Genomic DNA, 24,560 nt, shown 5'->3' with positions numbered 1-24,560 from the left:
TGGGGGGAGGGGGCGCCGTTCCTGCTCCGCACGCTACCTGTGGCTGATTGACCCGGCGGGCAGGCCATCGATCCAAAGAGGTTGCCATGGCGGAGCATCTGGGAGACGATCTGGTCATGGCACCGCTACTCCGGCGCAGCAGATCGTCTTTTCGAAGAGCATGAATTGAGCATTGTCCTTGCCCGGCGCGTGCTTCGCGCTGGTCCACAAGGCACCGGGCCGGCCGATATTGACGCACTGGCCGCCTTTCACAGGCTCCATCATCTGGAGCTTGTACCGGCTCTTGGTCCAGATCGGCTGCGGGATGAACGAGCAGCCGTCCGCGGAGCTGATGGTGAGCGCGCCGAGGCGCCCCATCATGAACACGCCGCGTGCGGCAAGCCCGGCCCATGCCTCGACACTGTCGTCGAAATGGATGTCGCCGGCGATGGGATACGTGCTCCCCCAGCTGCCCATGCACCAGAAGAGCGGATCGACCACCTTGCCGGCCGCGGCCGCGGCGCTGTCGCCCATACAGGCGAGGCCGGCGGCGGGATTGCCGAACAGGATCGCCTCGGGCTGGATGATCGCGCCAAGCGTCGCCGACTGCCAGGTCGGCAGGACCTCGGTGATGAGCGCGACGTCGAACCCGTCATCCTCGAGGCACGGCAGGTCCGTGAACATATCGAGCATCTTCCAGACCGGGCTCACATAATAGTGCATCTGCGCGAACATCTTGCGGGTGTTCGTGCCGTCCGAGATGCTCGACTGGCTGCCCTGGAGCTTGCCGTGGGTCGGCAGGATGTCCGCGCCGAGCGCCATCATGCAGCCCGGCTCGGTCACCACGTCGACCATCCGGTTCGGGCTCCAGAACGAGACCTTCACGCCGAACCAGAAGGTCACGCCCTTGCGGCACGCGCACAGCGGCTTGGCGGCGGTCTGGGAATCGAGCGCACTGCCGAGCGGATCGTGCGGACCGACCCGGACGCCGCCGATGGTGATCGGGAAGATGCAGCTCCACCGGACCTTGGTGATCGGGTTGAAGACGGAGCTGTCGCATGAGGAAGCATGCGCCTGGGCCGGCCAGAAGGTCACGGCGGCGAAGCCGATCAGCAGGCCGATCAGGAATATCGCGCGACGGCCGATCATTTCGCCGCTCCCTGGACCGGCAGCCGGCTCGCGGGACCGACTTCGGTCAGCACCAGCTTCTGTCCGGACTGCATGACGACGACGGGCGCCACCGTGAGGCCGAGGCGCTGCTTGACCCGCTCCTCGAGGATGAAGATCGACCGGCCGTGCCGCTCCCCGAGCGTGATGGCGTCGGGATCGCCGGGATTGCCGGCGGCGAGCAGGATGAAATCCGCCGGTCGCGCGGTGCGCAGCGCCCAGCCAAGCTCGGCGGGATGCGCGATCACCAGCCGTTGCGGCAATTTCACATAAGCGAGCGGGTTGAACGTGAACCCCTTGCCGTAAACCAGCCGCCCATCAGGCAGCTTGATGTCCTGGTCGAGCGTGTAGAAGGGAACGACCGAGCGCTGCCGGTCCGCGCGCGCGATACCGAGCGAGGCCGCCTTCATCGCAGACCAGCCCGATCGCGGCCCATAAGCCCGGCGCATGTCCGGTACGCGAGTGGCGCGACCCTCGATCTCGCTCAGCGCGTCGGCTTCGGCGATCGGCCACGTCCGCCCGATCGTGGTCGTGGCGGCATTCGCCGCGACGGCCAGGAGCGCGGCGCCGATGCCAGTGACAAGGAACACGTCTCGCCGGTCGGGCCAGGAAATGCGATCACCGGCCATGGCGGCGCCTCCAATAAGGTTCGTGATCCTCCGCCGGCAGGCCGATCATCGCCGCGCCGAGACCGCTCAGCGCGAGCGTGAGAATGAGCAGGACCAGCAGGCGAAAGCTCCCGGCGATATCCGGGGCCATGAGCGTCAGCATCGATTGTGAGATCATGAGCCCATGGGTGCCCACCATCAGGCGGATTGGGCCCGTCCCCGGCGTCGCGGAGAATATCCCGTTCATCGCGCCCACCGCTTGCGCAGCTTGGCGAGGCCGACCGCGCAGAGCGCGGAGAGACCGATGAGGATCATGCCGCTGGCGAGGCACGCCGCCGCCACGAACAGACCGGACTGGAGGACCATGGCCGTAGGCTGACGGAGCGCCGTGCCCGCGGCGATGACGAGGCTGCCCATCATCACGGACTCGATCATCATCAGGCGGAGACGCCACTGAAACGATTGCCGCTCGGCCAGCTCCGCGGCCAGTTGCTCGATCCGCGCCTGAACGGCGGGGTCGTTCTCCCAATCGAGCATCAATTGGTCGGGATGCGGAAAAGGATGCCGGGTCATGGTCGAACTCCACCGGCCAGGCCCAGCGCGGCCGACCCGAGAATCTCGGCAGGATCGACGCCGGCCAGTTCGCACACCGCGACCAGCGGCGAGCGGCCGAGACGCAGCTTTGCCTCGAAGGCAGCGACCTCGTTCGGCGCACTCGTGTTGATCCAGTAGGAGAAGGGATCGACGACCAGACGCGCGATGCCGAGCCCGAGCGGACTGTCGATGAACACCTCCGAATAGTTCGGCTTGGCGTTACGGACGGACTTCAGCAATTCGAGGACGAAGCCGCTATAGTCGAGAATCTTGTTCTCGACGGCCTTGTCGTAGGTCGAGCCCTGCAGGAGGAAGCGCGTCGCGGCATTTTCCAGGATGACCTGGCCGGTCCCGCCGAACAGCAACAGATCGTTCATCGACTGCATGACGATGCCGAAGCTGCCCTGATATTTGCGGGCGCGGCGATAGCCCTGGCCGAACGCTTCGGCGAGCCGCGACAGGTCCTGCCCGTCGCTCTTGGTCATGAACTGCGCCGCTTCGTCGCACAGCACGAAGCGCGGCCGATCGCGCGCGGAGAGGTAGAGTTCCTGGGTAACGGCGTTCACCACCGTCATGATGATGACGTTGAAAAGGTCCTTGAATTTGACGAGATGCTCAAGCTCGAGGACGACGAACTCGTCCCGCGAAATGTCGAAGGTCGAGGGGCCGTTGAAGAAGTGCCCATATTGCCCGTCCGACCCGAAATCGCGCAGGTTAAAGGCCAGCTCCCGCGCAACCGGAACGAGATGCTCCACCCGATCGAGTTCGCTGTCCGCATTGTCGGGATAGTGCCCGAGCCATTCGCGCACGGCGTCGATGCCGCGCTGGCCGCGGCCGGTCTCGACCGTCCATTGAACCGCCGACTTGAGCAGGTTCCATTCCGAGGTCGAGACCGACTTGCGGGTGGAGGCGTTCGCCATTTCCGCGACGATCGCGACCGCCATCGAGATGGCCGACTGGCGATCGTCGCCATCGAGAGCGAGCCCCATGTCGAACGGATTTAGGACCAGCCGCTCCTCGCCGATATCGATATAGCGGCCCGAGCACAGCGTGCAGAGTTTCCGGTACGAGCCGCCAATATCGATGATCCGGATGAGCGCGCCCTGGGCATAATATTGCTGGCACAGGTTGTTCAGCAGGAAGCTCTTGCCGGCGCCGGATTCCGCGCTGACGATGAAATTGTAATTGTTGATGCGCGGGTCGAACAGATCGAGCGTGACGAGTTGGCCCTTGCGCCCGACATAGAGCAAAGCCGGCCGACCACCGCCGCGGAAATCCGTCTGGACCGGCGCCAGCAGGGTCGCCGCCTTGGCCGGCATCCGGAAATCGCGCTCCAGCAGCCGCATCGTACGCTTCTCAGGATACAGGCCGAACGGCAGGCTCGCCGCGAGCAGCACCGGCAGCAGATAGGATTCCTCCTGCACCATGAAGGGCAGGGGCTCGGACTCCCACAGCCGCTTCGCGCGCGCCGCCATCTCACGGGCCTGGGCTCGATCACGCCCGAACACCCACACGGTCGGGATCACCGAGACGAAGCGGCTGTTCGCGGCCTCGTCGAGGATCCAGCCGATTTCTTCGAGTTGTTTCCCCACTTCGATCGCGAAGCTGCCAGCCGCCTTTTGTGCCGACAGGATCTGGGCACGCTTGTGGACTTCGAATTGCGACACATCGAACAGGACGGTGAGGCAGAACAGGAACGGGCCTCCGATCTGGTCGCTGTCCTCGGCCGAACCGCGCATGCCGCCGAGAAGCCGGTTCGTGCGCTCGGCCGTGATCCGGCGTGCCGGCGCCTTGGGGGTCAGGCAACGCGCCACCTGGTTGCCGATGAAGAGTTCGGGACCATCGAAAAAAAGATCCGGGCCGGCGTCGATGATCTGCTTGCGGATCGCAGGCGCGGGCGCTCCGGAGTCACCGGCCTGCGCAAACACACCCGGCGCCGGCTCGAACACGCCATTGAACACGCGGCGATAGAAGCTCACCAGTTCCTCGGGCGGCAGGCGCCTGATCCCCATCTTCGCGAGCTGCTCTTCGACCTGGCGCCGCAGGTCCGCGCCGATGCGCACCCGGGTCTTGATCGCGAGGAAGAGGCGGAAATCGCGGACCGGGATGCCGTGGAGCGCATCGAGGCCCTCCGTGCCGGCACGCAGATACTCGGCGGTGCGCCGCGCCGACGCCTGCACCAACGGGTCGGGCCGGGATTTGAGATCGAGATAGGCATCGAGCGCCGGATCGATCAGCGGGTCCGCGAAGGTGATGAGCTGGACCGTCGTGCCTTCGGGGAACTGGATGTTGAGCAAGCCCAGCAAGGCCTGCTGGACGTGACTGAACATATAGGCGGCGGGCACCAGCTCCCATCCATAGCCCCAGCCGTCGTCGATGCAGAGGAAAGCCTCCTCTTCGTCGACCCAGGCGACCATCGGCAGGAAGTCCGAATAGGCGTCGCGTTCCACCGCCGCCTGCAGGCGGCGGCGCGAAAGGCCGCGATCGGCTCGGGCGCTGCGAGGGCTCACGGGCGCGGCTCCGCACCGATCGGGGCCGAGGCCTCACCGGTCTCGGCGCCGGTATCGCGCACCGAGCGCAGCACAGGCGGGTTGGGCGCGCGGCCTGCCGGCTCGACCAGATAGCTGCCGACTACCCAGGCCGGCTGCCCGAGCATCGAATAGACGAAACGCGACATGTAGAGCCGGTCCGGCCGCTGGCGGTCCGCATAAGGAAGGATCAGCGTGCGGACCGTGCGCGACGGCCGCAACATCGGCGTGCCGGCGTCCGCCACGCTCGCGGCGAGGCCGGCATAGGCGTTCGGCGCCGCTGCCACCTCGGGCCTACCCTTCGCGCCGGCGAGCTTGTCCTTCTCCCGCTTCTTGTCCTTGCGGCGGGCGTCCGCTCGATCCTCTTTGGTGAGGAGCTTCTTGTCGTTCGTCACCGCCGGGTCCGATTTGGATGCCCGTCCGGCGACCGCATCGGCATAGGCCTGTTCGGGATGGATGCACTGGCCGTGGTCGCTATTCTTGCACGAGAATTTCTCGCTATAAGGCGACAAGACCGAGCCGAGCGTCGCGCATCCCGACAGGAGCGTGAGCGCAAGGCAGGAAGCGGGCGCACACCAGGCGCGCGAGCGGGAACCCAGTTTCGACATGAGGCGATCTCCTATGAGCGCGGGCATCAGAATTTCGTCCCGGCGCTGGGTTTGATCTCAAGGGACACGCCCTCCTGGATGACGACGACCACATCCTTGGCCGCGCCGACCTCGACGATCGGGCCAGCCTGACGCGCGAGATCGAGATAGAAATCGGTGAGCTTGTCGGACGAACGGCCGAGGCCTCCAGCGATGCCTTCCTTCGCGGCATCGCCCGCATCGAGCGTGCGGACCGTGCCCAGCGCCGATGTCGACGTCTGACCGAACGTGTCCTCGACCGATCGCGAGATGCCGCTGATCGTGCCCGCCAGGAAGGCACGCGCCAGGGTCGCCCCGGCGCGGGTCACGACCTTGCCGCTGAGGCCCTTCTTCCCGTCAGCGTCAACGAAGAAGCCCTTCACGGTCTGGTCGACCACCGAGTGATCGTCGAAATCGACACAGGAAAGCGTCACCAACTGGACCTCGACCCGCTCCTTCGCGAGGCTGCCCGTGGCATTCCCGATCACGAAACAGCCGGCGAGGTTTGCCTTGACCTCATTCGGGAGGACGGCGGGCGCCTGTACGCGAGCGATGATTGGCTCGGGATTGCTGGTGGCGTCCCGGCTCGCCAGCGCGTCGATCCCCGTCAGGAGGCGCGCCTTCATGAAACCAGGCGGCAAATAGATCGTCCGAATCTTTTTTTTCGAGGCCCCCGATCCATCCGTTGCGGCGTCGCGCGGGGCGACCTGGCTGGTCGCCGTGCCGATCGAGCCGACATTTTTCTCGACAGGCGGCGCGGGCGGCGCGGCGGGTGCTGGCGGCGGCGCGGGAGGAGCAGGGAGCTTGTCGCCGCCGCCGCCGACGTCGCCCGTCTCGGGTGGCGCGGGCAGGTGCGGGGGCGCGTCAGCCAGGGCGGGCGGCAGATCGCCGTCCGCGCCGGTCCCGGAGCCCGGCGCCGCTTTGGTGCCGGGAACGACCTTGCCTTCCTCGATCGCCGACACGCGGTCGCCGAGCAGTTGCTGGCCGTCGAGGACCTTTTTGAGGTCGCCGCGGACCTTCTCCTCGAGACTGTCGCCGCGCAGGCCCGCACCCATGTTGAGATTGGCGGTGTCCGCAGCGGGCTTGGGCGGTTCGTGATTGGCCGTGGCGCTATAAAGGCCGAGACCGAGCACGCCGACCGCGACGGCAACGCCCGCCTGCTTTGCGCGCAGCTTCTGCCTGGCGGTCAGCTTCCCCCACTGCGCCTTGAGGTCGAGCAGGGCAGGCGCGCGCCCGGCCGCACCGGGCTCATCGCGATCCTCTGCTGCTTCCTCGGAAAGATGAGCCTGATAGCGCGACGCGCCGCTCTGGGTGTCATCACCGCTCATTGGACCGCTCCCCGGCGAATGACGACCAGGCGCGCCGTGTCTCCGGCAGCGAGCTGGGCGCGATCGAACGTGACTGCGAAGATCCCGGCGCCCAGCGCCGGATCGAGGAACGACCGTTCATCCAGCGTCACTGGCCCGGTCGCGCGGACGAGATACTCCGAGCCGGTGAGGCCCGATCCCTCGACGTCGAGACGGCGATGTTCCACCAGGGTCGCGGCCGGCAATCCCGCAAGCTGGATCGTACCGGCAGCGGGCGCCACCTCGGCGAAGGAGGCCGGCACCCGATCGTCGAGGATCGCCAGGGTAATGGAGACCGCGCGCTCTTCCTCGACCAGCGGACCGAGCAGATCCGTGTTGGCGCGCGCGCGCTGCGCCGAGCCCGCCACCAACACCACCGTTTGCGCCGGCACGTCGGCCGGCTCGGCATAAAGCGGATAGTTCGCGCCGTTGCAGCTCACGAAGAATTCGGACGGCGCCGTCACATAGCTGCGCGTCACCTGGCCGGCGTCATCGGTCTCCTTGACCAAGAACTTGACCCAGGCGTCGGAGCCGCCCTTCTCGACGGTGATGCCCTTCTCGGCCGAGAATTTGACATCATCGATGTCGCCGCCCTCGCAGACGATATGGTTGATGTCGTGGTTCGAGACGCGGACGCGGCTTGTCTGGTCGGGCAGCGCCCGGATCGACTGCGCGGCGGCCGGGCTGGCCGCAGCCAGCGCGAGCGCGAGCGCGAGCGTGGCCCTACTGGCGGGTTTCGGCATCGAACTGCTCCTCGGAGAGGCGCGTCAGCCAGAAGCGACCATTCTCGATCGCGTAGCCAATGCGCAGGTTACCGCGGAATTTGCGGATCACGCCGCCGATCACCCTGACTTTCTCGACGGGCACGATGATCTCGTGGCCGTTCCAGGTGACCGGCTGGTCGTTACGGATATAGGTGGCGATGGAGAGCGTCGGATTCTGCGACAGATCGTCGAGTATCCCGTTCAGCGAGTCCCGCATCGCATTATAAGCGGACGGATGGACGAGCCCGAGCAACTCTTGGAATTGCCGGTCCGCCGAGTAAGCCGAATAGGTTCCGGCCAGCCCGACGATGTTGCGGGTCATGGTGCGCAGATACGCTTCCGAGGGCTTGCTGCCGGTCACATAGAGATCGCCGCTGGCGCCGAAGGGCACGATCACCGTGCGCGCATTCTGGTTGGTGGTGTAGATGACCGTGCCGAGCACCGCCGTCACGCCGAACAGGCCGGCGATCGCCGCCTTGAGCAACCTGTTCTCCTCGAACAGATTGCTGCTGCCCTGCAGGTAGCGGTGGATTCCGAAGCTGGCCGGTTTGCCGAGCAGCGGGTCGGCCGACGCGGGCCTTCGCTTGAAAATGCCCATCGCGGTTACTCGCAGAACCGGGTCTGCGTCGGACCCGGATAATGGTTGAAGCTGACCAGTCCCCAACGCCAGGCGATGTGCGCGAGATAGCCACGGGGTTTTGTCCGCTTCCACGGAATGAAAAGGAGAAGGGCGACGATCAGAGCCCAGCCGATGATCCCGCCGACGATGACCGCCACGAAGACGGTCGAGGTCGCCAGCAAGAATTCATCGGACCCGAACCACAGGATCTGAACCGGTCTGTGCAGATATTGCGGCAGACGCTCATCCATCGCCCTTCTCCTCCTGCTTCATGACCGCCTGAGAGGCGCCGTCATGTTCCAGAGGCCGACCATCGGCCCCCAGCTCGTGGGAGCGCGACCGAGACGCCGGTCAGCACCGGCGCGCGGTCGCGCCCGATGCGTCAGATCACCATCCCGAACGTCATCAGGATGCTGTCCGCCTTGATGAGGCAGACGGCCGCCACGATGGTCGGGATGCCGATCATGATATTGCTGAACAGGCGCGACACGCCGAACAGGAATGCGGCGACGCCACCGACGAAGCCGAGTGGCCCCTTCACGCCCTTGTTCACGACGATATCGTAGATGTCGTACCCGAGATCGCCCTGCGCCGGCGGCGCGAAGGCGTGGGCCGTGCCGCTCGTGAGGGCGAGGACTCCCAAAGGGAGGCCGACGTTCGCGATGGCGAGGGCCTTGCTTCCGATTTTTCGCATCATTGTACTGCTCCGTGAAACAGGAGCCGTCCGGGACAATGCCTGCCGGCACCGATCGAGATCGAGGTCGGCCGGGGCGACAGTGGACGGCCCCTTAGGCCCGCCGCCGCCGGCATTCCGGTCCGTCCGAGGAGCGATAGCCGCTCCATCCCGGACGCCCGCCAGAAGAGAATTGAGGTCAGCGCGGCGCACTGGTCGCCGCCTTTTGCTGGCCCTGCCGATCGAGGAATGCCTCGAGCTCGGCCTGCTGGAAGCCGGACACGAGCTTGCCGTCGACGATGAGGGTCGGTGTGCCGGTGATCCCGACCTTGGAGACCAGGGTGGCGTCGGCCTCGACCTTGGCACGGCCTTCGGCGCATGCCCGCAGCTGCGCGGGCACCTGGCCCGCATAGGTAGCCTTGAAGGCCGCCTCGCGATCCGGCGAGCACAGGATATGCTCCGCCTTTGCCGCCGCGGTCGGATGAATGCCGCTCACGAAATAGACCAGCCGCCGGACCGGCTTGCCCTCCGCGGCCTTCGCCGCCCAAAAGCGCTCCAGCGCCTGGCAATAAGGGCAGTCCGGGTCGGTGAACTCGATCACCGTCGGGGCATTGGCCGGGCCGATCGCGAGCGCCTTGGCCGGATCGACGACCTTCAGCTTGCGCTGGGCGCTCTGCTCCTGGGCAAGCGCCGTGAGATTGATGCCATTCTTGTCATAGACGGCGGCGAACAACAGATGCTCGCTCTTCGGCGCGTAATAGATGATCCGTCCGCCCGCGACCGCCTGGTAGATCGGGCCGACGATCGGCGATGGGCCGAATTCATCGAACTGCAGGTTCGTGAACGTCTGGTGGAGTTCCGCTTCGGCTTGTGCGGCCGCGGCAGCGATCACCTTGTCGTTCTCCTTTGCATCCTGCGCGAGGGCAGGGGCGAAGGAGATGGTCATGGCGCCACTGCAGAGCAGGGCGAAGAGCTTGGTGCGCGGGCTCATTTGCGTGGCCCTCCCACGTCTTCGTGCCCGTCAGGCTGCGCGGCGGCCGGCGCCGGCGACCTGGGCGCGGAGGCGTCGGCGAGAGCGAAGCTCGGCACCTTGCAGCAGTTGGAATCCTGGGCGACCCGTGCGTTGTGCTGGCCGGCGCACGGGTCGCCGCGTGCGGCCTGTGGCGCGGGGGCGGCGGTGTCGGCTGCGGCGGGCGCTGTCGCACAAGCGACGACGGCGCAGAGCAGCAAGCCACAAAGCGGCTGTCTCATGCTACGATCCTCTGCATTTCGCGTGAGGCGGTCGGGCAAGGCGGGAAACTTTGAATTAGCTGTCGGAAGTGCCCTGCCAGACCGCGTTGGGCGCCAGTTGCAGGAAGGATTGGGAGGCACACAATAGGCAGGGCACCAGGATGCCGATTTAGGCACGACAATGCCGCAATAGGCATTTATTTGCCGATTTTTAGCGGTTAGCCGGCTCGAATTTGGCCGAACATCGTCATTTCCAATGAGAGGGTCTGCGAATCACCGAGGATTAGGGATGAAATCAAGGACGCACAGAATTGGCTTGTCCGAGAGGGGGTTCGACGCCTTCCTCGCCTGCCACAATAGACTTGCTTCCCTGACCCGGTCCTTCGTTCCCTATGGGACAACTCTATATGTGGCGGTTCGGATTGCCGACGCGCTCGATACCGAATCGATTGTCGACGAGCTCAATAGACCAAGGACCCACAACCTCTCCGGCCCGGTAATTCACTTTGTGGGAACGCCGATCTGTTTCCGGGACCTGGTGGCGCGAATAATAGAGCGCGTGGTCGAGACCGATTTCTACTGGAAGAACCCGAGACCAGGCGAGATCTATTTGGCAGCCCTCACGATCATGGCCCAGGCCGAAGACGCAGAGGTGACCCGCGCCTATCGGCGCATGCAAAAAGACATCGAAGGCAAATAGCCGAGTGTCTGAACGGCGGCTGTAACGACCGTAAACCCTTTCAAAATGGGAACTGTTTTGTTTGACCATATGCGTGGAATACGCAAATTTTTAGCGTCGGAGCATGCACGGGAGCTTTGAGAAACACTCAGGGAGATCCTGATGATGTCGTCTCAGAGCATTGTCGATGATGACGAACGCGCGTCTATCCTGGCTGAGGTGAAGCGCATCTCAGGCCGGCGCATCGAGGAGCGGCGACGCTTCCAGCGCAAGACGCAAGAACAACTCGCCTCCGAGGTCGGGATAGGTGTGCGCTGGCTTCGCGAGATCGAAGCCGGCAACCCGAAATCGCGGATCGACGATCACTTTCGTCTTGCCCATGGCTTAGGGCTCTCGGCAGCGCACCTCTTGATCCCGATGCTGTTCCTCGAGCACCATCTGCACTTTCCGCGAGGACTGCTGCACGATGATATGCACGAACTCGAGTCGCTCTGCATCGAACTGATCGCCTCGTTCAACGTCCGGCCGTTTCTTCACCGGCAACGCTCGCGAGATGAGACGCCGGGCGCCGTACGGCTGGTTTTGGAAACTCAGCCGGAACCGCCGGAAAGCGTTTAGGCGGAGCACATTCCGATCCGATTGCTGCCGCATTGATATCGGATAATGCACCGATGACCGTCATCATCAGACCCGCTCGATTTCCGGAGGATTCCTGCGCCGTGCTGAGCATCTGGTGCGAATATGTGGCGAGCCCAAGCGCCAGTCTCGAATATCAGGAGTGAGGCGGATTGCCGAGTTGCCGGGCATAGCGTTTTCGGCCCGAAGGGCACGATAAGCCGTCCCTTGAGATCTACAATCTGTTACAACGTGGCCAACGAGCGCGTTCCAATCGCTGCGCGAATAAAGATCGTCCGGTTTTTGATTTCGAATGACAACCCTTGGCCCTCTAGAAGGGCGGCGATTGCCTCCTGGACCGTGAAATCCCCTTTCAGCGGTTTGGAGAGCTTCCCGCGAATTGCGTCGGCGTCGGCGACGAGTTGATAGCCGACGCGGCGAGCGACGGCGCGTGTCGCGAATCTAAGCTCTTGCGCCGGGAGATCATAGTGGCGGCGATGCTGCTCATGGGCGGCAGCGCCGGGAACAATGATCGCAATTGATATCATAGGACCGACGATAGCCGCCAGGCTGCTAACTCTCATTCCGCTGCGCCTCTCGCTCGAAGAGCCGTTTTCAATGGCCTCTATGAACAAGGACGATGCAGGCGGATTTTCGAGCCGATCAGCAGCTAATTTGGCGCCACCAATATTAGCTTGCCGGGATGCGAACGATCAACTTTCACATGGAGATAGTCGGCGATCGCCTTGGCAACCGCGTCGATGTCCCTGATGTGGAGATCCCCGAAGATCACTTTGTCGCCAAGCCTCGGATCAGCGAGCACGATTCTGGTGTCACTATAGGTGTTCGCCTCCGCGATGACTTCGCTGATCGGAACGTCGTTGAGACTCTTCACGCCGCCAATCCATTGCTGATCCGAAGGTCGGGCGTCGATGGCTGATGGAGGGTCGCTCTGTCCACTGGTAAAGACCAGTTTCTGTCCGGAAGTCAGGCGAATGGGGAAATCGCGATACGCGAAATAGGCTGCGGGTTGCAGCCGAACCTCGGCAGTTCCTTCGATCACCTGAGCGGTAAGCGAACCGCGATAGCTCACATCGAACGTACCTGACGCGGCGACAATGCTGTTCGCGCCCTCCACGACTTTGAAGGGCGATCCGCGATCCGCGACGGCGAATCGTGCGCGCCCACGCCTAAGCTCCACCTTCCGTGTGTCGCTCGCAAGGTCGACCACAATCTCCGTCCCGGTGTCGAGGGTCACGACCGTTCCATCAGCAAGCCGCGTCGGACGCACCTCCCCGATTTGCGTTTGGATCGTTGTTCGCAGTTGGTCGGCGCTCGCGATGTGGCTGCGATCGCGAGCGAACTGATAGCCAAACGCCGCGACAATGATTGCGATGGCGGAGCCGGCAAGCACGGGGCGCCACCGCACGCCGGCCCAGAAGACAGTCCAGGGAACGGCCCGCTCCGCGTTTCTCGCGCGCATGCCGGTGAATTCGGCGCCCCAGGTCGAGCCGTGCAACCCAGTCAAGAGGCGATCATAGTGTGTTCGCCTGGCATCGTTGCCGGACAGCCACGCTTCGAGATCGGCGCGGTGCGCCTCGGGTTGGTCCATCATCTTCGCCAACCATTCTGTCGCTTCGTAGCGCTCTTCATCGGATAGCTCAGACATCCGCGCGGTCCATATTGGCGTCGATATGTCGCAGGGCTCTCACAATATGCTTCTGTACACGAGGCTTGGAAATGCCCAAGCGGTTCGCAATCGCATCGTAGGTCAACCCATCGATGCGATTGAGCAGGAACACGTCCAGGGTAAGCGGCGGCAACTCCTCAAGGATTTTCCGCCAGGCTTCGGCTTGCTGACGCGCTTCAATTTCCCGATGCTGATCGTCATCGGCAAACGCAACAAGACCAGCTTCAATCGGAAGACAAAGCTTCGCGAGCTTGGTTGATCCGCGTTTGTCGCGGTCGCGTATAAGATTGAAGGCAATCCTCGTAAGATAGTTCCCGGGAGACAGGATGTTCGCGGGGCGAGGAGCGCCTAGGAAGCGGGCGAACGTCTCCTGCGCCATGTCGTCCGCATCATCCCGGTTGCGGACAGTCATTCGGAAGAGCCGCACCAGCCGCGGGATTTCGCGCCGGTAAGCCTCGGCCAATCCAGGAAACTGGTCGCTTTCGGTGGGATTCCCTAGCTGCGCCTTCGCGGCTCCGGCTCGCTTGATGCTCATCGGCGGGGCAATTCACCCCGTATCCGCAGTCTGGTGGTCCCGCGCGCGTCGCGTTCCCGGCGCGCTGACCGATGGCAAACCGGCTTTGTTCGTCTTCGGCTCATTCGCTACCCCTATGTCCACTCAGGGCGGCGGCCGGAGCCGGATGTTGGAAACCTGCCATATGTCAGGCGCATGCGCCTTTACCGTTGCCGGCTGGACATGCGCGCATGCCACCCGGCCGCAGGAAGCTGTGACCGAGGACATATGGTGGGGTTTCCACGCCCCGCTCCCGACCTTTCCTCGGAAGCAGGGCTAGGTTGCGCGTTCCACGCACGGAGGCAAGAGCGAACTTCAGATTTTGCCGAATATCGCCAAGGATCTGCCGACGAGCATCGCCGAAGCGATCGTTCGCGATCGGTGCGAGTGCGTGACGCCACGCGAGATGTCGCCTTCGGATTTCACCGATTGAGGGGGGGGCGGATCGGCGCCCTTCCGACATCCAATTAGGTGTAGATTGACCGCAATAGCGGTCATGGAATGGTTTCATGACCGCCGTGCCGGTCATGCGTTGACTTAACTGGGTCTCGGCGTCGCGCCGGTGCGCTTGACCAAGGCCAGCGGCAAGGACGTCCTGCTCGTGCAGCGGTTCGATCGCGAGAAGAGCGCCGACGGATGGGCGCGGCGAGCGATGGTGTCGGCATTGACCATGCTCGGCCTCAGCGAGATGCAGGCTCGATATGCGAGCTATGTCGAACTGGTGCAGATCGTGCCGCGCGAGTTGTTCGCGCGGATGGTCTTCAACATCCTGGAGGGCAACACCGACGATCATACCCGCAACCACGCCGCATTCTGGGACGGCGCGCGGTTGGAATTGACACACGCATACGACATCTGTCCGCAGGCCCGCACCGGCCGGGAAGCGAACCAGGCGATGGCGGTGCTGGGCGAGGACAGGCGCAGCCTCCTCGAAAACTGCCGCCTGGCGGCCTCATCGTTCCTCCTGACCGACGCCGAGGCCCGCGACATCATCAATGGGCAGGCAAGTGGCATTCTCGCCGCCTGGGTCGGCATTTGCGACGAGGCAGAACTGAGCGAGGTCGACCGGTCGTATCTGTGGCGCCAGCAGATGCTCAACGATTATGCCTTCGAAGGCTATATCGACGCGCCGCCAGCGGGCCTGTGACCGCTTGTGTCGGTGTCTGGCATGTCGGCAGCACGCCCTCGTGTGAGATCGGATCGTAACTGGCGCGGATAGAGCTGTCGCGGCGCCGGGTTGGCCATCAAGCTCGATGTCGAGGGCCGGGCGCATGACGACCATTAACCAATGCCAGACAACGTTGGTGTTCGGGGTCAGTCGCCTGTCAAACGCCGCAAGTTACGGCCGGCGGACATTCGATACGCTGCCTATGCCAGCCAGAAGTTGATCCAAAGTGGTGTGACTTTCAGATCGTCTGAAGCACAGCGATAGGTCATCGTTCCTAAGAGCGCACTTTGTACCACGAATGTACAACTAACCGGCCCGATAATTTGCCAATACGAACAGATATTTGTCGACAAACCTCGCATTCGCGGGATGATCCAGCCTTTCCGGAAGGCATTAAACCAAGGCTCTGCCGTTCATCGGCCAGGAGAGGTGTATCTGTATGGAACGCGTCAAGAATTTCGAGAGATTTATCTATCGTATGCGGACTGCGCCGTCGATGCCCTGCTTCCGCAACAGGAGGCCCTCGTTGCGGTCTATCGTCGGGGCGAAATCATGCCTGACCTCGCCGGTTCGCAATCCAGCCAGGCGCTGCTCGTGATGGGAGGTCTCAAATGAAGTACGATGGGTCCCTTTGCCGGCGCGTCGAAATGTGTCGCCTCCTCGTCTCGATGCGTGGCGTTGTGGGCGAGGCTCTGGGGTTTACGATTTGCGCCAATCCGATCTGGGACATGCTGCTCGACCTCTACCTCGCGCGCTTCGAACTTCGGGAAGTCTATCTATGGCCGTTGTGCATCGCGTCGCACTGTCCACTCTCAACGGCGCACCGCAAGGTTCTCTTCATGGAGCGATACGGGCTCGTGGTGCGGTCGAAAATAGGGCGCGATCGTCGGCGAATCAACGTTGCGATGACCGACAAAGGTGCGGGAATAATGGACAGAATTCTCGATCGGATGACGGATCGGCTATTCGATAAGTGTCCACGTCAGCCAATTTGACGCGGATCCAAGCCCGCCGCAATTTTTGGTATTGGGCCAGTTTGAATTTCCGCTGCCGCCCCCCTTCTAGCCGTTTCCGCCAGCTTCGCGCCGCGCCGAAAGCCGACGCTACGGCGTGACGATTGAAGCCGTGGAGTATGGTGAGATCGTCTCCCAGCCCAGCGTTGAATAAAGGGCTCGACCCTCTTCTGTGGCGACAAGCAGTTCCGGGCTATCCGGCTGCTTCCGAGTGGCACGCAGAGCTATCATCAGAGCTTGTCCTAATCCTCTTCTGCGATGCGCAGGCTCTGTGATGATCCGGTCGTATATGAAAACGCCCTGCGTTTCTGCCGCATACCCGCTCGCTGCTATTGTGCCTTCCTGGGAGAATACACGCGCCTGCGATACCATGCCGACGCGCGTGACCTCGACCCTGTAGCCTTCGGTCAGGCGCCTCCCGGTAGGTTTTCCGGGTGCCTGCATGAAGTAGCTCGGGGCGTGAAGTTCCCAACCGGTGGGCAGCGCTGCTTGCAATTCGTCGGCCGTACCGCAGAGTTTCAGAAGATGGCGAGGCTTGTTGATGGAGTGAGCAAGCTCCTCAAGCCCTGGTCCCGCCTTCGGGAAAACCCAGCGAACGACCTCGGAATCCGAATTGGTATCAACACGGAAGCCTCCGTGTTCAGGAATTGGCCAGGGTAGCCCCCGTGCTACGGATCGCGCTGAAAGCCATGCGTTTAGAAGCAGCGGATCAATGCCTGGGTCGCCCATTATCTCTCACGCGTGAGTGGTAGCTATCCAACTGTGGGAGGCGCAAATCGGTCTGGCAAGTATCCACCCATCCCGGTCGTTTCATATCAGGCCGACGGCGATGTTCCGCTCCAGGCGGAAATTAGAACTGACCCACTTCCGCATTTTCGGGCGGTCTGCGTTCTCCGTCTAGCCAAAGCCCTTCTTCCGAGGGGAGCACCTCGGTCGTTTCCCAAAAACGATCAGTGCGGGCGGAATCGATCCGAACCGACCGTTGTCAGTATGAAGGCGCTCACTGGAAGGGAGGGGAGGGGGGATGGGAGTGGCGTCGCAGCGGCCGTCGAGTGGATTGGCGGCGGCTCGCGTCGCCAACGAAATGTGAGCCCCATCATGACCGAGACCCCCATTGTCGTCCTCCTTGAGGCCTGTCGCCGCCGCCTGTACTTTCCAAGCCTGGGCCGCATCGCCAACCGTCGACTGATCCACCGTATCGAGTCATGGCTCCACACTGCCCGACTTTCTCCAAGGTTCGGGAGCGCGATCATCGCTTATGCCAGAAGCGCTTCGACGGCGCTGCCCGGCATCACCATCGACCCGGACGAGAGCGAGACGCGCGCGTGTGAGTCTGGGGTCGAGGTGCGGGCCTGGTTCCTTGTTCCGAGCGAGACCGTTGCCGCGCTCTCGTTGGCTGAGCCGGCGGCCGAGATTGCCTTCGCTCGGCTTGAGCCCCTTGCGCGCAACGTCCTTCTGCTGCGGCTTCGCTACGGGCTGGAGGTGAGGGAGATCGCCGCTCGCCTCGGAATATCGCATCGCCGTGCCAGCCGAACGCTCCGCGATGCAGTCCGGGCGGTCGCCAATTCCCTCGGTCAGCCAAGGTAGCCCGTTTGTCGCGTCCTGCCGCGCCGTCTCAATAACATGGGTTTCCCAAGCCATCGGCAGGCGGTATAACGACTGAGCTTCATGGTCGCGTTCGCGCATCGTCGATAGGACGGTGGACCATGATTGCATTCTCGACTTTCGAACTAGCCCCAGCCTCGTTGCGACGGTTCGAAGCAACCTCGCGCATGGAGTTTGCGCGGCGATGAGGCGCCGCCGCCGCGCGCAGGTCAGTGCTCTCGCTGACGAATCGCAGCCCAAGATCGAAAGGATCCCGGGTGAAACCGCGGACCTCGCCCAGCCGCAGACGTCGCCCACACCGACGGTTGCTCCGCTTCCTCAAGGTCGCTCAGCCGAGGATAGGACATCGGTAGAGAAGAACTCCTCCGGCGCGACCTCAGCCCACGCAGAGCAAACGTCGACGCCGGACGACAACCTCTCACCGAAAACGTCACCACCTTGCCCAGCGGGCAGCGCTGCCGCAACCGGGATTTACGACGAGGATGAGCCGCACATCGCGCGTCGAGACAGGTTCTCCGATCAGTTGGTCGCGAAAGCGCAGGGCGTTTTTCGTGATCGACTCAAGCGCGACGTTTCGGAGGCCGAAGCCCGCCTGCTCCTTGGAAATCTGACCGACTTCTATGAACTGGCCCTTGTTCGGCGTCGGCGCCTGATACGAGCTTCACAAGACGGTTCGGGCAGGGGTGCAGATCCTTAACGCCAGCCCATCGGGAAGGTGGAGTGCCGATATTGGACTTGACCCAAGCAGCCAATATCAAGAATAAACCGTGAACAAATCTTGCCTCCTGACGCAAGCGTGTCGGCTTCGCGTGCGGCTGTCGGTGGGGCTAATATCGCAGATACGCCAAGATCGGAGATTACCAATGGCACGACCCCGAGCCAAGACGATGGGACGCAGATCAACGAGGAGTGGCGCTGCCACGGCCGATAACAAGGCCGTCCTCTATTTCCGCGTCTCATCCGCTGACCAGGAACGCGAAGGATTTTCGCTCCCGGCCCAGTTGAAATTTCTCCGCGAATACGCTGCGATCAACGATATTCAGATCGTCGGTGAGTATCTGGACGTCGAGTCCGCCAAGAGGGCAGGGCGAACCGAATTTCAGAATATGGTCGCGTTTCTCCGGCGGCACACGTCGGTGCGCTCCATCCTTGTTGAGAAGACCGACCGCCTATATCGCAATTTCAAGGATTACGTTACGCTCGATGAACTCGACGTAGTGATCCATCTCGCGAAAGAAGGTGAGATCATCTCGCGCGAGTCGCGTTCCTCCGAGAAGTTCGTGCATGCCATCAAGGTGCTGATGGCCAAGAACTACATCGACAATTTGTCCGAGGAGGCGCGCAAAGGCATGAACGAGAAGGCCGCCCAAGGTTACTGGCCGACCTTGGCTCCTCTCGGCTATCGCAACGCGCGGGATGATTTCGGCAAGAAGGTGATCGTCGTCGACCCGGAGGTTGCCCCTCGTGTGAAGCGCCTGTTCGAATATGCCTCGACGGGCAATTTCTCGATGAACAAGCTCGCGGAAATAGGACGTGACCTCGGTCTCATTTATCGTCGCAGTGGCAAACCGATCAGGACAAGCACGCTCCTCTATGTCCTGCGAAACCGGCTGTATGGCGGATCCTACGATTGGAACGGCAAGATTTTTCAAGGGCGGCACGAGCCGATCATTACGCATGAGCTTTGGGAAGCCGTTCAGGCAGTCATTGATGGCCGTGCGGGAGCGAACATACGGGCGGACCCGAAAGACTTCACCTACACCGGCATGATGAAGTGCGGTCATTGCGGCTGTGCGATCGTCGCGGAGGTCAAGAAGAAGAAATACATCTACTACCACTGCACCGGATATAAGGGGAAATGCCCCGAGCCGTATGTTCGACAAGAAGTGATGGACCAGCACTTCGAGCAACTGCTCCAACGCATCCGCCTTGACGAAACGGTGTTCGACCTCGTCCGGACCGCGCTCAAGGAAAGTCATGCCGACGAGCGCCGGGAGCATGAAGAGGCAAGGGCGCGCCTCCTCGCCGAAGCCGCTCAGCTGCAAGAGCGTCTCGACATAATCTATCTCGACAAGCTCGAGGGACGTATCTCGGCTGAGTATCACGACCGGATCGTGGTGCCGTGGCGCGACCAGCGCGCCCGCGTCATCCGGAATTTGGAGCACCTGAACAAGGTCGACGATGCGTACATTGATGACGGGGTCGCTCTCATCGAACTCGTCACCAATGCTCACGAGGGCTTTGCTTCGACCCCTCCGAAACACAAGCGGCTTGCGCTCAATTTGCTACTTTCGAACTGCACATGGGCGAACGGCAGCCTCAGCGCAACATTCAGTCAACCGTTTGATATGTTAGCGGATTTGTCCGCCGCCGCGCTCTTCGGTGATCAGGCGGAGGGCGCGGTTTCAGCGTCTTCAGCAGATTTGGTGACCCCTACGGGATTCGAACCCGTATTTCAGCCGTGAAAGGGCCGCGTCCTAACCCTTAGACGAAGGGGCCATGCCGTTGCCGGGCGGGCGTTGGGCGCTGCTAGGGAAACATGCGCTCGAGGTCAAGCGTCTAATCGGCCCAGGCGGCATCGTCGAGGTGAAGTTCGGCAGCGGGCTTGGCGCCCCAGTCGTCGATCTTGGCGCGGCCGGCGAGCCACAGCCTGCGGTGCGGCGGAGCGCCGAGCAGCGCCTGGCCGAGCAGCGTGTCGGCGGCGCGGAAGGCGACGGTCTTGAGCGGTCGGCCGTCATCGCCGCTGGCGATCGCGCGGACGTGGCCGTTGCCGACGATGTCGGCCTTGAGAATCCGCACCGGCCCGGCGGCGATGCGCGGCGCGGGCCAGCCCATGCCATAGGGGCCGCCGGCCTCCATCGACTCGACCAGCGCCGGGTTGACCCCGCCGGGCGCGAGCAACGCATCGACCAGCAGCGCACGGTCGCCGATCGCGCGGGTCACCGCCGCTTCGAGTCGTTCCTCGAGGAAGTCCGCGAACGCGTCCAGCCGGTCCTCGGCGATCGTCAGCCCTGCCGCCATCGCATGCCCGCCGCCCGCGATCAGCAGGCCGCTGTCCTTCGCCGCCAGCACGCCTGCGCCGAGATCGACTCCGGCGATCGAGCGGCCCGAGCCCTTGCCGACGCCCGCCTCATCCAAGGCGATGACGATCGCGGGGCGGCCGTATTTCTCTTTCAGGCGCCCGGCGACGATGCCGATCACGCCGGGGTGCCAGCCACGCCCGGCCACCACCATCACCGCGCGGTTGCCCTTGTGGAGCGCGATGTCCTCGGCGGCCTCCTGCACCTGCGCCTCGATCGCGCGGCGCTCCTCGTTCAGGCGGTCGAGTTCGGCGGCGATCGCCGCCGCCTCGGCCGGGTCGCGCGTCGTCAGCAAGCGCACGCCGAGGTCGGACTTGCCGACGCGCCCGCCGGCGTTGATGCGCGGCCCCAAGGCGAAGCCGAGATCGGAGCAGATCGCCGCGCGCTTCATCCGCGCCGCGTCGGCCAGCGCGCCGAGGCCGATGTTGCGGCGCTGCCCCATCACCTTGAGGCCCTGCGCCACGAACGCGCGGTTGAGGCCCTTCAACTGCGCGACATCGGCGACGGTGCCGAGCGCGACCAGATCGAGCAGGTCGAGCAGCCGTGGTTCGGCGCGCGCCGCGAAATATCCGCGTCCGCGCAGCGTCCGCACCAGCGCGGCGCCGAGCAGGAACGCGACGCCCACCGCCGCGAGATGCCCGTGTGCCGCGCCCTCGGTCTCGTCGAGCCGGTTGGGGTTCACCAGCGCGTGCGCGTGGGGCAGCGCGGTCGCGCATTTGTGATGATCGACCACGATCACGTCAACGCCGGCGTCGCGCGCCATTTCGAGCGCCTCGAACGCCTGGGCGCCGCAATCGACGGTGACGATCAGCCGCGCGCCTTCCTGCGCCAGCCGCACCAGCGCCTCGCCCGAGGGGCCATAGCCTTCCATCAGACGGTCGGGGATATAGGCGCGCGCCTCCAGCCCGAGATCGCGCAGCAGCAGGATCATCAGCGCCGCCGAGGTGGCGCCATCGACGTCGTAATCGCCGAAGATCGTCACCTGTTCGCCCGCCTGCACCGCATCGGCCAGTCGCGCGGCGGCGCGGTCCATGTCCTGGAAGATCGACGGATCGGGCATGAAGGCGCGGATGCTCGGGCTCCGATGCGCGTCGAGCGCCTCCCGCGGGCAGCCGCGCGCAAGCAACAGATGCGTGACGAGATCGTCGGGCGCGAAATCCGGGTCGCGCGCGTCCGCCGCCAGCATGCGCCAGCGCCACGGCTGGCCGAGGATCGAGCGGGTGATGTTGAGGACGGTGGGACTCATTGCGCGCGGGGTCGGGGGCACTGCATCGCCGCGCCTTGCACCAAATCGCGGCGGGTTAACAGGCGTGGGGCGGTGTGTGGGATGATTGCCACACTGTTCCGCAATTGCACGCGTGCAATTGCGCCGGGACTGGCGCATCGCCGGAATTTGCGCCAAGGGCGCGCCGCGTTGATGAAAAGACCGCGAGGAGAGCAAGTGTTTACGGGGCATGGCTGGCGGAACAGCCGGTCACCGCGAAAGCAAAATCTCTGTCATCAAAACTACACAATCCGATCCTAGCCGCGAGGCAAGGGTCAGCCGCAAACACCACCGAACGCCTGTTCTTGACGAGCCGGCGGCCGGTGGCGTGCGTGCGGGCAAACAGATTCGATCGTAACGATCCTTTTATCTTGGGGGTTCCCGTGTCCAACTTCACCATTCGTTCGCTTCTCTTCGTCGGCTGCGCCACCGCCGCGCTGTCGTTCGCGACGGCCGCCTCGGCCCAGGACGCGCCGACGACCACGACCGCCGCGGCAAGCGACGGCACGCTCGGCGACATCGTCGTGACGGCGGAGCGGCGCTCGGAGAATCTCCAGAATGTGCCGATCTCGGTGGGCGTGCTCCAGGGCAGCGACCTGCGCGACTATACCGCCGGCGGCAGCGACACGCTCCTCGAACTCGCCAACCGCGTCCCCGGCCTCTATGCCGAGACGACCACGGGCAAGATCTTCCCGCGCTTCTACATCCGCGGCCTCGGCAACATCGATTTCTACCTCGGCGCGTCGCAGCCGGTCGAGATCATCCAGGACGATGTCGTGCTCGAGCATGTCGTGCTCAAGTCGAACCCGGTCTATGACGTCAACCAGATCGAAGTGCTGCGCGGCCCGCAGGGCACGCTGTTCGGCCGCAACTCGACCGCGGGCATCATCAAGTTCGACACCAACAAGCCGACCAACGAGTTCACCGGCCGCGCCACCGCGTCCTATGGCACCTACAACACCGTCACGCTCGACGCGGGCGTCGGCGGGCCGATCGTCAAGGACGTGCTAACCTTCCGCGTGTCGGGCCTGTATCAGCACCGCGACAACTGGATCACCAACACCTACACCGGCACCAACAGCGCGGACGGCACCACCGGCGGCAAGGACACGCTCGGCGGCTTCGACGAGAAGGACATCCGCGTCCAGCTCGAGCTGACCCCGCCCGACACCGGCTTCACCGGCCTGCTCTCGGCGCATGCGCGCGATTACAGCGGCACCTCGACGATCTTCCATCGCGGCGCCATCCTGAAGGGCACCAACGACGTGAGCAACGCGCCGCGCGCGTTCGTCGGGCTCGACGAGGGCGCGGGCAACCCGCAGGCGTACAAGACCTACGGCGGGTCGTGGAACATGAAGAACGATTTCGGCGGCGTAACGCTGACCTCGATCAGCGCCTATGAGACGACCTCGGGCTACAGCCGTGGCGACACCGACGGCGGCGTCGCGACCAACTTCCCGGGCAACCTCTATTTCGGCGAGAGCCAGGGCCGGGTGCGTGATCTCGACCAGCTCACCCAGGAGCTGCGCCTCGCCAACAACGGCAACGGTCGCTTCAAGTGGCAGATCGGCGGCATCTATTTCTACTCGCGCGACAACACCGAGTTCGACCAGCGCGGCTTCTTCCTGCTGCCGGGCCAGGCGGCGCGCAACCCGAACAACTATGTCCTGCTGCGCAACACCAACACGTCGTACGCGGGCTTCGGCCAGGCGAGCTATGAGATCGTCCCCAAGCTGACCATCACGGGCGGCGTGCGCGTCACCAACGACACCAAATCGACGCGTCTGGTGATCGGCCCGCGCAACGCGGCGGGCGTCTCGACCTTCCCCGCCACCGCGCCGACGTTCGTCCGCCTGTCGGACACGCAGCCGAGCTGGGACGTGGCACTGCGTTATCAGGCCACCGACGACGTGAGCCTGTTCGCGCGGGTCGCGCACAGCTTCCGCGGGCCGACGATCCAGGGCCGCAACGCGGTGTTCAGCTCGGCGTTCGTTACGGCGGGTTCGGAGACGATCACCTCGTATGAGGGCGGCTTCAAGTCGAACCTGCTCGGCAACACGCTGCGCTTCAACGCGACCGGCTTCTACTACAAGGTCAAGAACATCCAGTTGAACGGCAACGACGCCAACAACAACGGCCTGCTGTTCAACGCCGATCAGGCGCAGGCGTGGGGCGGCGAGGCGGAGCTGACCTGGCGGCCGGTGCCGAACTTCACGGCTGGCATCGGCGCGAGCGTGCTCCACACCGAAATCAACGACAAGCGCGTCTATACGCCGGTGTGCTTCCTCAACGGCGCGGTGACCTGCACGGTGCTCAACCCGACGATCCCGGTCCGCAACGCGGCGGGCGTGACGACCGCGACGCTCGCGCAGATCGATGGCAACCCGCTGCCCAACGCGCCGAAATATCAGCTCGACGGCAACGCGCGCTACGACTTCCCGCTCGGCAACGGCGGCAAGCTGTTCGTCGGCGGCGACGTGACGCTCCAGGGCTACACCAGCCTGGTGCCGTACAAGACGATCGAATACACCTCGGACGGCACGTTCGAGGCGGGCCTGAAGGCCGGCTACACCCCCCCCGAAGGCGCGTATGAGATCGCCGTGTTCACGCGCAACGTGACCAACGAGAAGAACCTCAAGGGTGTGCTCGACAATTACAATGCGGCGGTGTTCAACGATCCACGCATCGTCGGCGTCCAGCTCAGCGGCAAGTTCTGATCCCCGGTGGGGCCGCCGCCCGGCGGCCCCGCACCCCGCGCC

25 protein-coding genes and 1 tRNA gene are annotated in these 24,560 nt (G+C 63.9%); 8 read left to right on the top strand and 18 right to left on the bottom strand.

Translation table 11 applies throughout. The features are described 5' to 3' along the window. Positions 1-114: 114 nt before the first annotated feature. From PX554_RS06270 to PX554_RS06215, 12 genes are all read right to left on the bottom strand, one after another. Positions 115-1,128, bottom strand: coding sequence for a TraU family protein (locus tag PX554_RS06270; RefSeq protein ID WP_275499868.1), 1,014 nt, complete (start codon positions 1,126-1,128; stop codon positions 115-117). Next, positions 1,125-1,775 (bottom strand): conjugal transfer protein TraW, encoded by a 651-nt coding sequence (locus PX554_RS06265; protein WP_275499866.1) that lies wholly within the window; start codon positions 1,773-1,775, stop codon positions 1,125-1,127. The genes PX554_RS06270 and PX554_RS06265 overlap by 4 nt, the downstream gene beginning before the upstream one ends. Continuing rightward, positions 1,765-2,001, bottom strand: a complete 237-nt coding sequence (locus PX554_RS06260; protein ID WP_275499864.1) for a hypothetical protein — start codon at positions 1,999-2,001, stop codon at positions 1,765-1,767. Before PX554_RS06260 ends, PX554_RS06265 begins: the two co-directional genes overlap by 11 nt. Then, positions 1,998-2,327: a hypothetical protein gene (locus PX554_RS06255; RefSeq protein ID WP_275499862.1), complete on the bottom strand. Its 330-nt coding sequence runs from the start codon at positions 2,325-2,327 to the stop codon at positions 1,998-2,000. The genes PX554_RS06260 and PX554_RS06255 overlap by 4 nt, the downstream gene beginning before the upstream one ends. After that, positions 2,324-4,858, bottom strand: a complete 2,535-nt coding sequence (locus tag PX554_RS06250; RefSeq protein WP_275499859.1) for a TraC family protein — start codon at positions 4,856-4,858, stop codon at positions 2,324-2,326. The genes PX554_RS06255 and PX554_RS06250 overlap by 4 nt, the downstream gene beginning before the upstream one ends. After that, on the bottom strand, positions 4,855-5,484 hold the full coding sequence (locus PX554_RS06245) for a TraV family lipoprotein (RefSeq protein ID WP_275499857.1): 630 nt from the start codon (positions 5,482-5,484) through the stop codon (positions 4,855-4,857). The genes PX554_RS06250 and PX554_RS06245 overlap by 4 nt, the downstream gene beginning before the upstream one ends. 26 nt (positions 5,485-5,510) lie before the next feature. Further along, complete coding sequence (locus PX554_RS06240) at positions 5,511-6,830, bottom strand: TraB/VirB10 family protein (RefSeq protein ID WP_275499855.1); 1,320 nt, start codon at positions 6,828-6,830, stop codon at positions 5,511-5,513. Then, the gene (locus tag PX554_RS06235) at positions 6,827-7,591 is read right to left on the bottom strand and encodes a type-F conjugative transfer system secretin TraK (RefSeq protein ID WP_275499853.1); all 765 of its coding nucleotides are present in this window, start codon (positions 7,589-7,591) and stop codon (positions 6,827-6,829) included. Before PX554_RS06235 ends, PX554_RS06240 begins: the two co-directional genes overlap by 4 nt. Then, positions 7,572-8,210: a TraE/TraK family type IV conjugative transfer system protein gene (locus PX554_RS06230; RefSeq protein ID WP_275499852.1), complete on the bottom strand. Its 639-nt coding sequence runs from the start codon at positions 8,208-8,210 to the stop codon at positions 7,572-7,574. Before PX554_RS06230 ends, PX554_RS06235 begins: the two co-directional genes overlap by 20 nt. A gap of 5 nt (positions 8,211-8,215) precedes the next feature. Further along, complete coding sequence (gene traL, locus PX554_RS06225; protein WP_275499850.1) at positions 8,216-8,482, bottom strand: type IV conjugative transfer system protein TraL; 267 nt, start codon at positions 8,480-8,482, stop codon at positions 8,216-8,218. Between the two features lie 131 nt (positions 8,483-8,613). Then, positions 8,614-8,928, bottom strand: coding sequence for a hypothetical protein (locus PX554_RS06220; protein WP_275499848.1), 315 nt, complete (start codon positions 8,926-8,928; stop codon positions 8,614-8,616). A gap of 175 nt (positions 8,929-9,103) precedes the next feature. Then, a complete protein-coding gene (locus PX554_RS06215) occupies positions 9,104-9,850 on the bottom strand; it encodes a DsbC family protein (protein WP_275500006.1) in 747 nt (248 codons plus the stop codon). A gap of 693 nt (positions 9,851-10,543) precedes the next feature. Between PX554_RS06215 and PX554_RS06210 the strand changes: the two genes are divergently transcribed. Then, positions 10,544-10,834, top strand: coding sequence for a hypothetical protein (locus PX554_RS06210; protein ID WP_275499846.1), 291 nt, complete (start codon positions 10,544-10,546; stop codon positions 10,832-10,834). Between the two features lie 141 nt (positions 10,835-10,975). Then, on the top strand, positions 10,976-11,431 hold the full coding sequence (locus PX554_RS06205; protein WP_275499844.1) for a helix-turn-helix domain-containing protein: 456 nt from the start codon (positions 10,976-10,978) through the stop codon (positions 11,429-11,431). 242 nt (positions 11,432-11,673) lie between these two features. On the opposite strand, the gene PX554_RS06200 is transcribed toward PX554_RS06205, so the two are convergent. The 3 genes from PX554_RS06200 to PX554_RS06190 all read right to left on the bottom strand — a co-directional run bounded on the left by PX554_RS06200 (position 11,674) and on the right by PX554_RS06190 (position 13,653). Then, positions 11,674-12,012 carry an STN domain-containing protein gene (locus PX554_RS06200; RefSeq protein ID WP_275499842.1) on the bottom strand — a complete coding sequence of 113 codons (339 nt, stop codon included), beginning with the start codon at positions 12,010-12,012 and terminating at the stop codon, positions 11,674-11,676. Positions 12,013-12,098: 86 nt separating this feature from the next. Next, positions 12,099-13,097 (bottom strand): FecR family protein, encoded by a 999-nt coding sequence (locus PX554_RS06195; RefSeq protein WP_275499840.1) that lies wholly within the window; start codon positions 13,095-13,097, stop codon positions 12,099-12,101. Next, positions 13,090-13,653, bottom strand: a complete 564-nt coding sequence (locus PX554_RS06190) for an RNA polymerase sigma factor (RefSeq protein WP_275499838.1) — start codon at positions 13,651-13,653, stop codon at positions 13,090-13,092. The genes PX554_RS06195 and PX554_RS06190 overlap by 8 nt, the downstream gene beginning before the upstream one ends. 559 nt (positions 13,654-14,212) lie before the next feature. Between PX554_RS06190 and PX554_RS06185 the strand changes: the two genes are divergently transcribed. Beyond that, positions 14,213-14,818 carry a type II toxin-antitoxin system HipA family toxin gene (locus PX554_RS06185; protein ID WP_275500004.1) on the top strand — a complete coding sequence of 202 codons (606 nt, stop codon included), beginning with the start codon at positions 14,213-14,215 and terminating at the stop codon, positions 14,816-14,818. 632 nt (positions 14,819-15,450) lie between these two features. Next, positions 15,451-15,834, top strand: a complete 384-nt coding sequence (locus tag PX554_RS06180) for a helix-turn-helix domain-containing protein (protein ID WP_275499836.1) — start codon at positions 15,451-15,453, stop codon at positions 15,832-15,834. A gap of 108 nt (positions 15,835-15,942) precedes the next feature. Here the strand turns inward: PX554_RS06180 and PX554_RS26660 are convergent, their stop codons facing one another. Further along, positions 15,943-16,224, bottom strand: coding sequence for a GNAT family N-acetyltransferase (locus tag PX554_RS26660; protein ID WP_420833425.1), 282 nt, complete (start codon positions 16,222-16,224; stop codon positions 15,943-15,945). A gap of 726 nt (positions 16,225-16,950) precedes the next feature. On the opposite strand from PX554_RS26660, the gene PX554_RS06175 reads away from it, so the two are divergent. From PX554_RS06175 to PX554_RS26655, 3 genes are all read left to right on the top strand, one after another. After that, on the top strand, positions 16,951-17,439 hold the full coding sequence (locus PX554_RS06175; protein WP_275499834.1) for a sigma factor-like helix-turn-helix DNA-binding protein: 489 nt from the start codon (positions 16,951-16,953) through the stop codon (positions 17,437-17,439). A gap of 202 nt (positions 17,440-17,641) precedes the next feature. Continuing rightward, complete coding sequence (locus PX554_RS06170; RefSeq protein WP_275499832.1) at positions 17,642-18,154, top strand: hypothetical protein; 513 nt, start codon at positions 17,642-17,644, stop codon at positions 18,152-18,154. Positions 18,155-18,320: 166 nt separating this feature from the next. Next, positions 18,321-19,922: a recombinase family protein gene (locus PX554_RS26655; RefSeq protein ID WP_420833424.1), complete on the top strand. Its 1,602-nt coding sequence runs from the start codon at positions 18,321-18,323 to the stop codon at positions 19,920-19,922. On the opposite strand, the gene PX554_RS06155 is transcribed toward PX554_RS26655, so the two are convergent. After that, positions 19,882-19,956, bottom strand: a tRNA-Glu gene (locus PX554_RS06155). The genes PX554_RS26655 and PX554_RS06155 overlap by 41 nt on opposite strands. Positions 19,957-20,016: 60 nt before the next feature. Beyond that, positions 20,017-21,783 (bottom strand): single-stranded-DNA-specific exonuclease RecJ, encoded by a 1,767-nt coding sequence (gene recJ, locus PX554_RS06150; RefSeq protein ID WP_275499827.1) that lies wholly within the window; start codon positions 21,781-21,783, stop codon positions 20,017-20,019. Positions 21,784-22,184: 401 nt separating this feature from the next. Between recJ and PX554_RS06145 the strand changes: the two genes are divergently transcribed. Then, positions 22,185-24,518: a TonB-dependent receptor gene (locus PX554_RS06145; protein ID WP_275499825.1), complete on the top strand. Its 2,334-nt coding sequence runs from the start codon at positions 22,185-22,187 to the stop codon at positions 24,516-24,518. Positions 24,519-24,560 lie beyond the last annotated feature (42 nt).

It is taken from the genome of Sphingomonas pollutisoli (assembly GCF_029167165.1).
Taxonomy (GTDB): domain Bacteria; phylum Pseudomonadota; class Alphaproteobacteria; order Sphingomonadales; family Sphingomonadaceae; genus Sphingomonas; species Sphingomonas pollutisoli.
The sequence above is the reverse complement of the archived record's forward strand: the minus strand, read 5'-3'. Positions and strand labels throughout refer to the sequence as shown.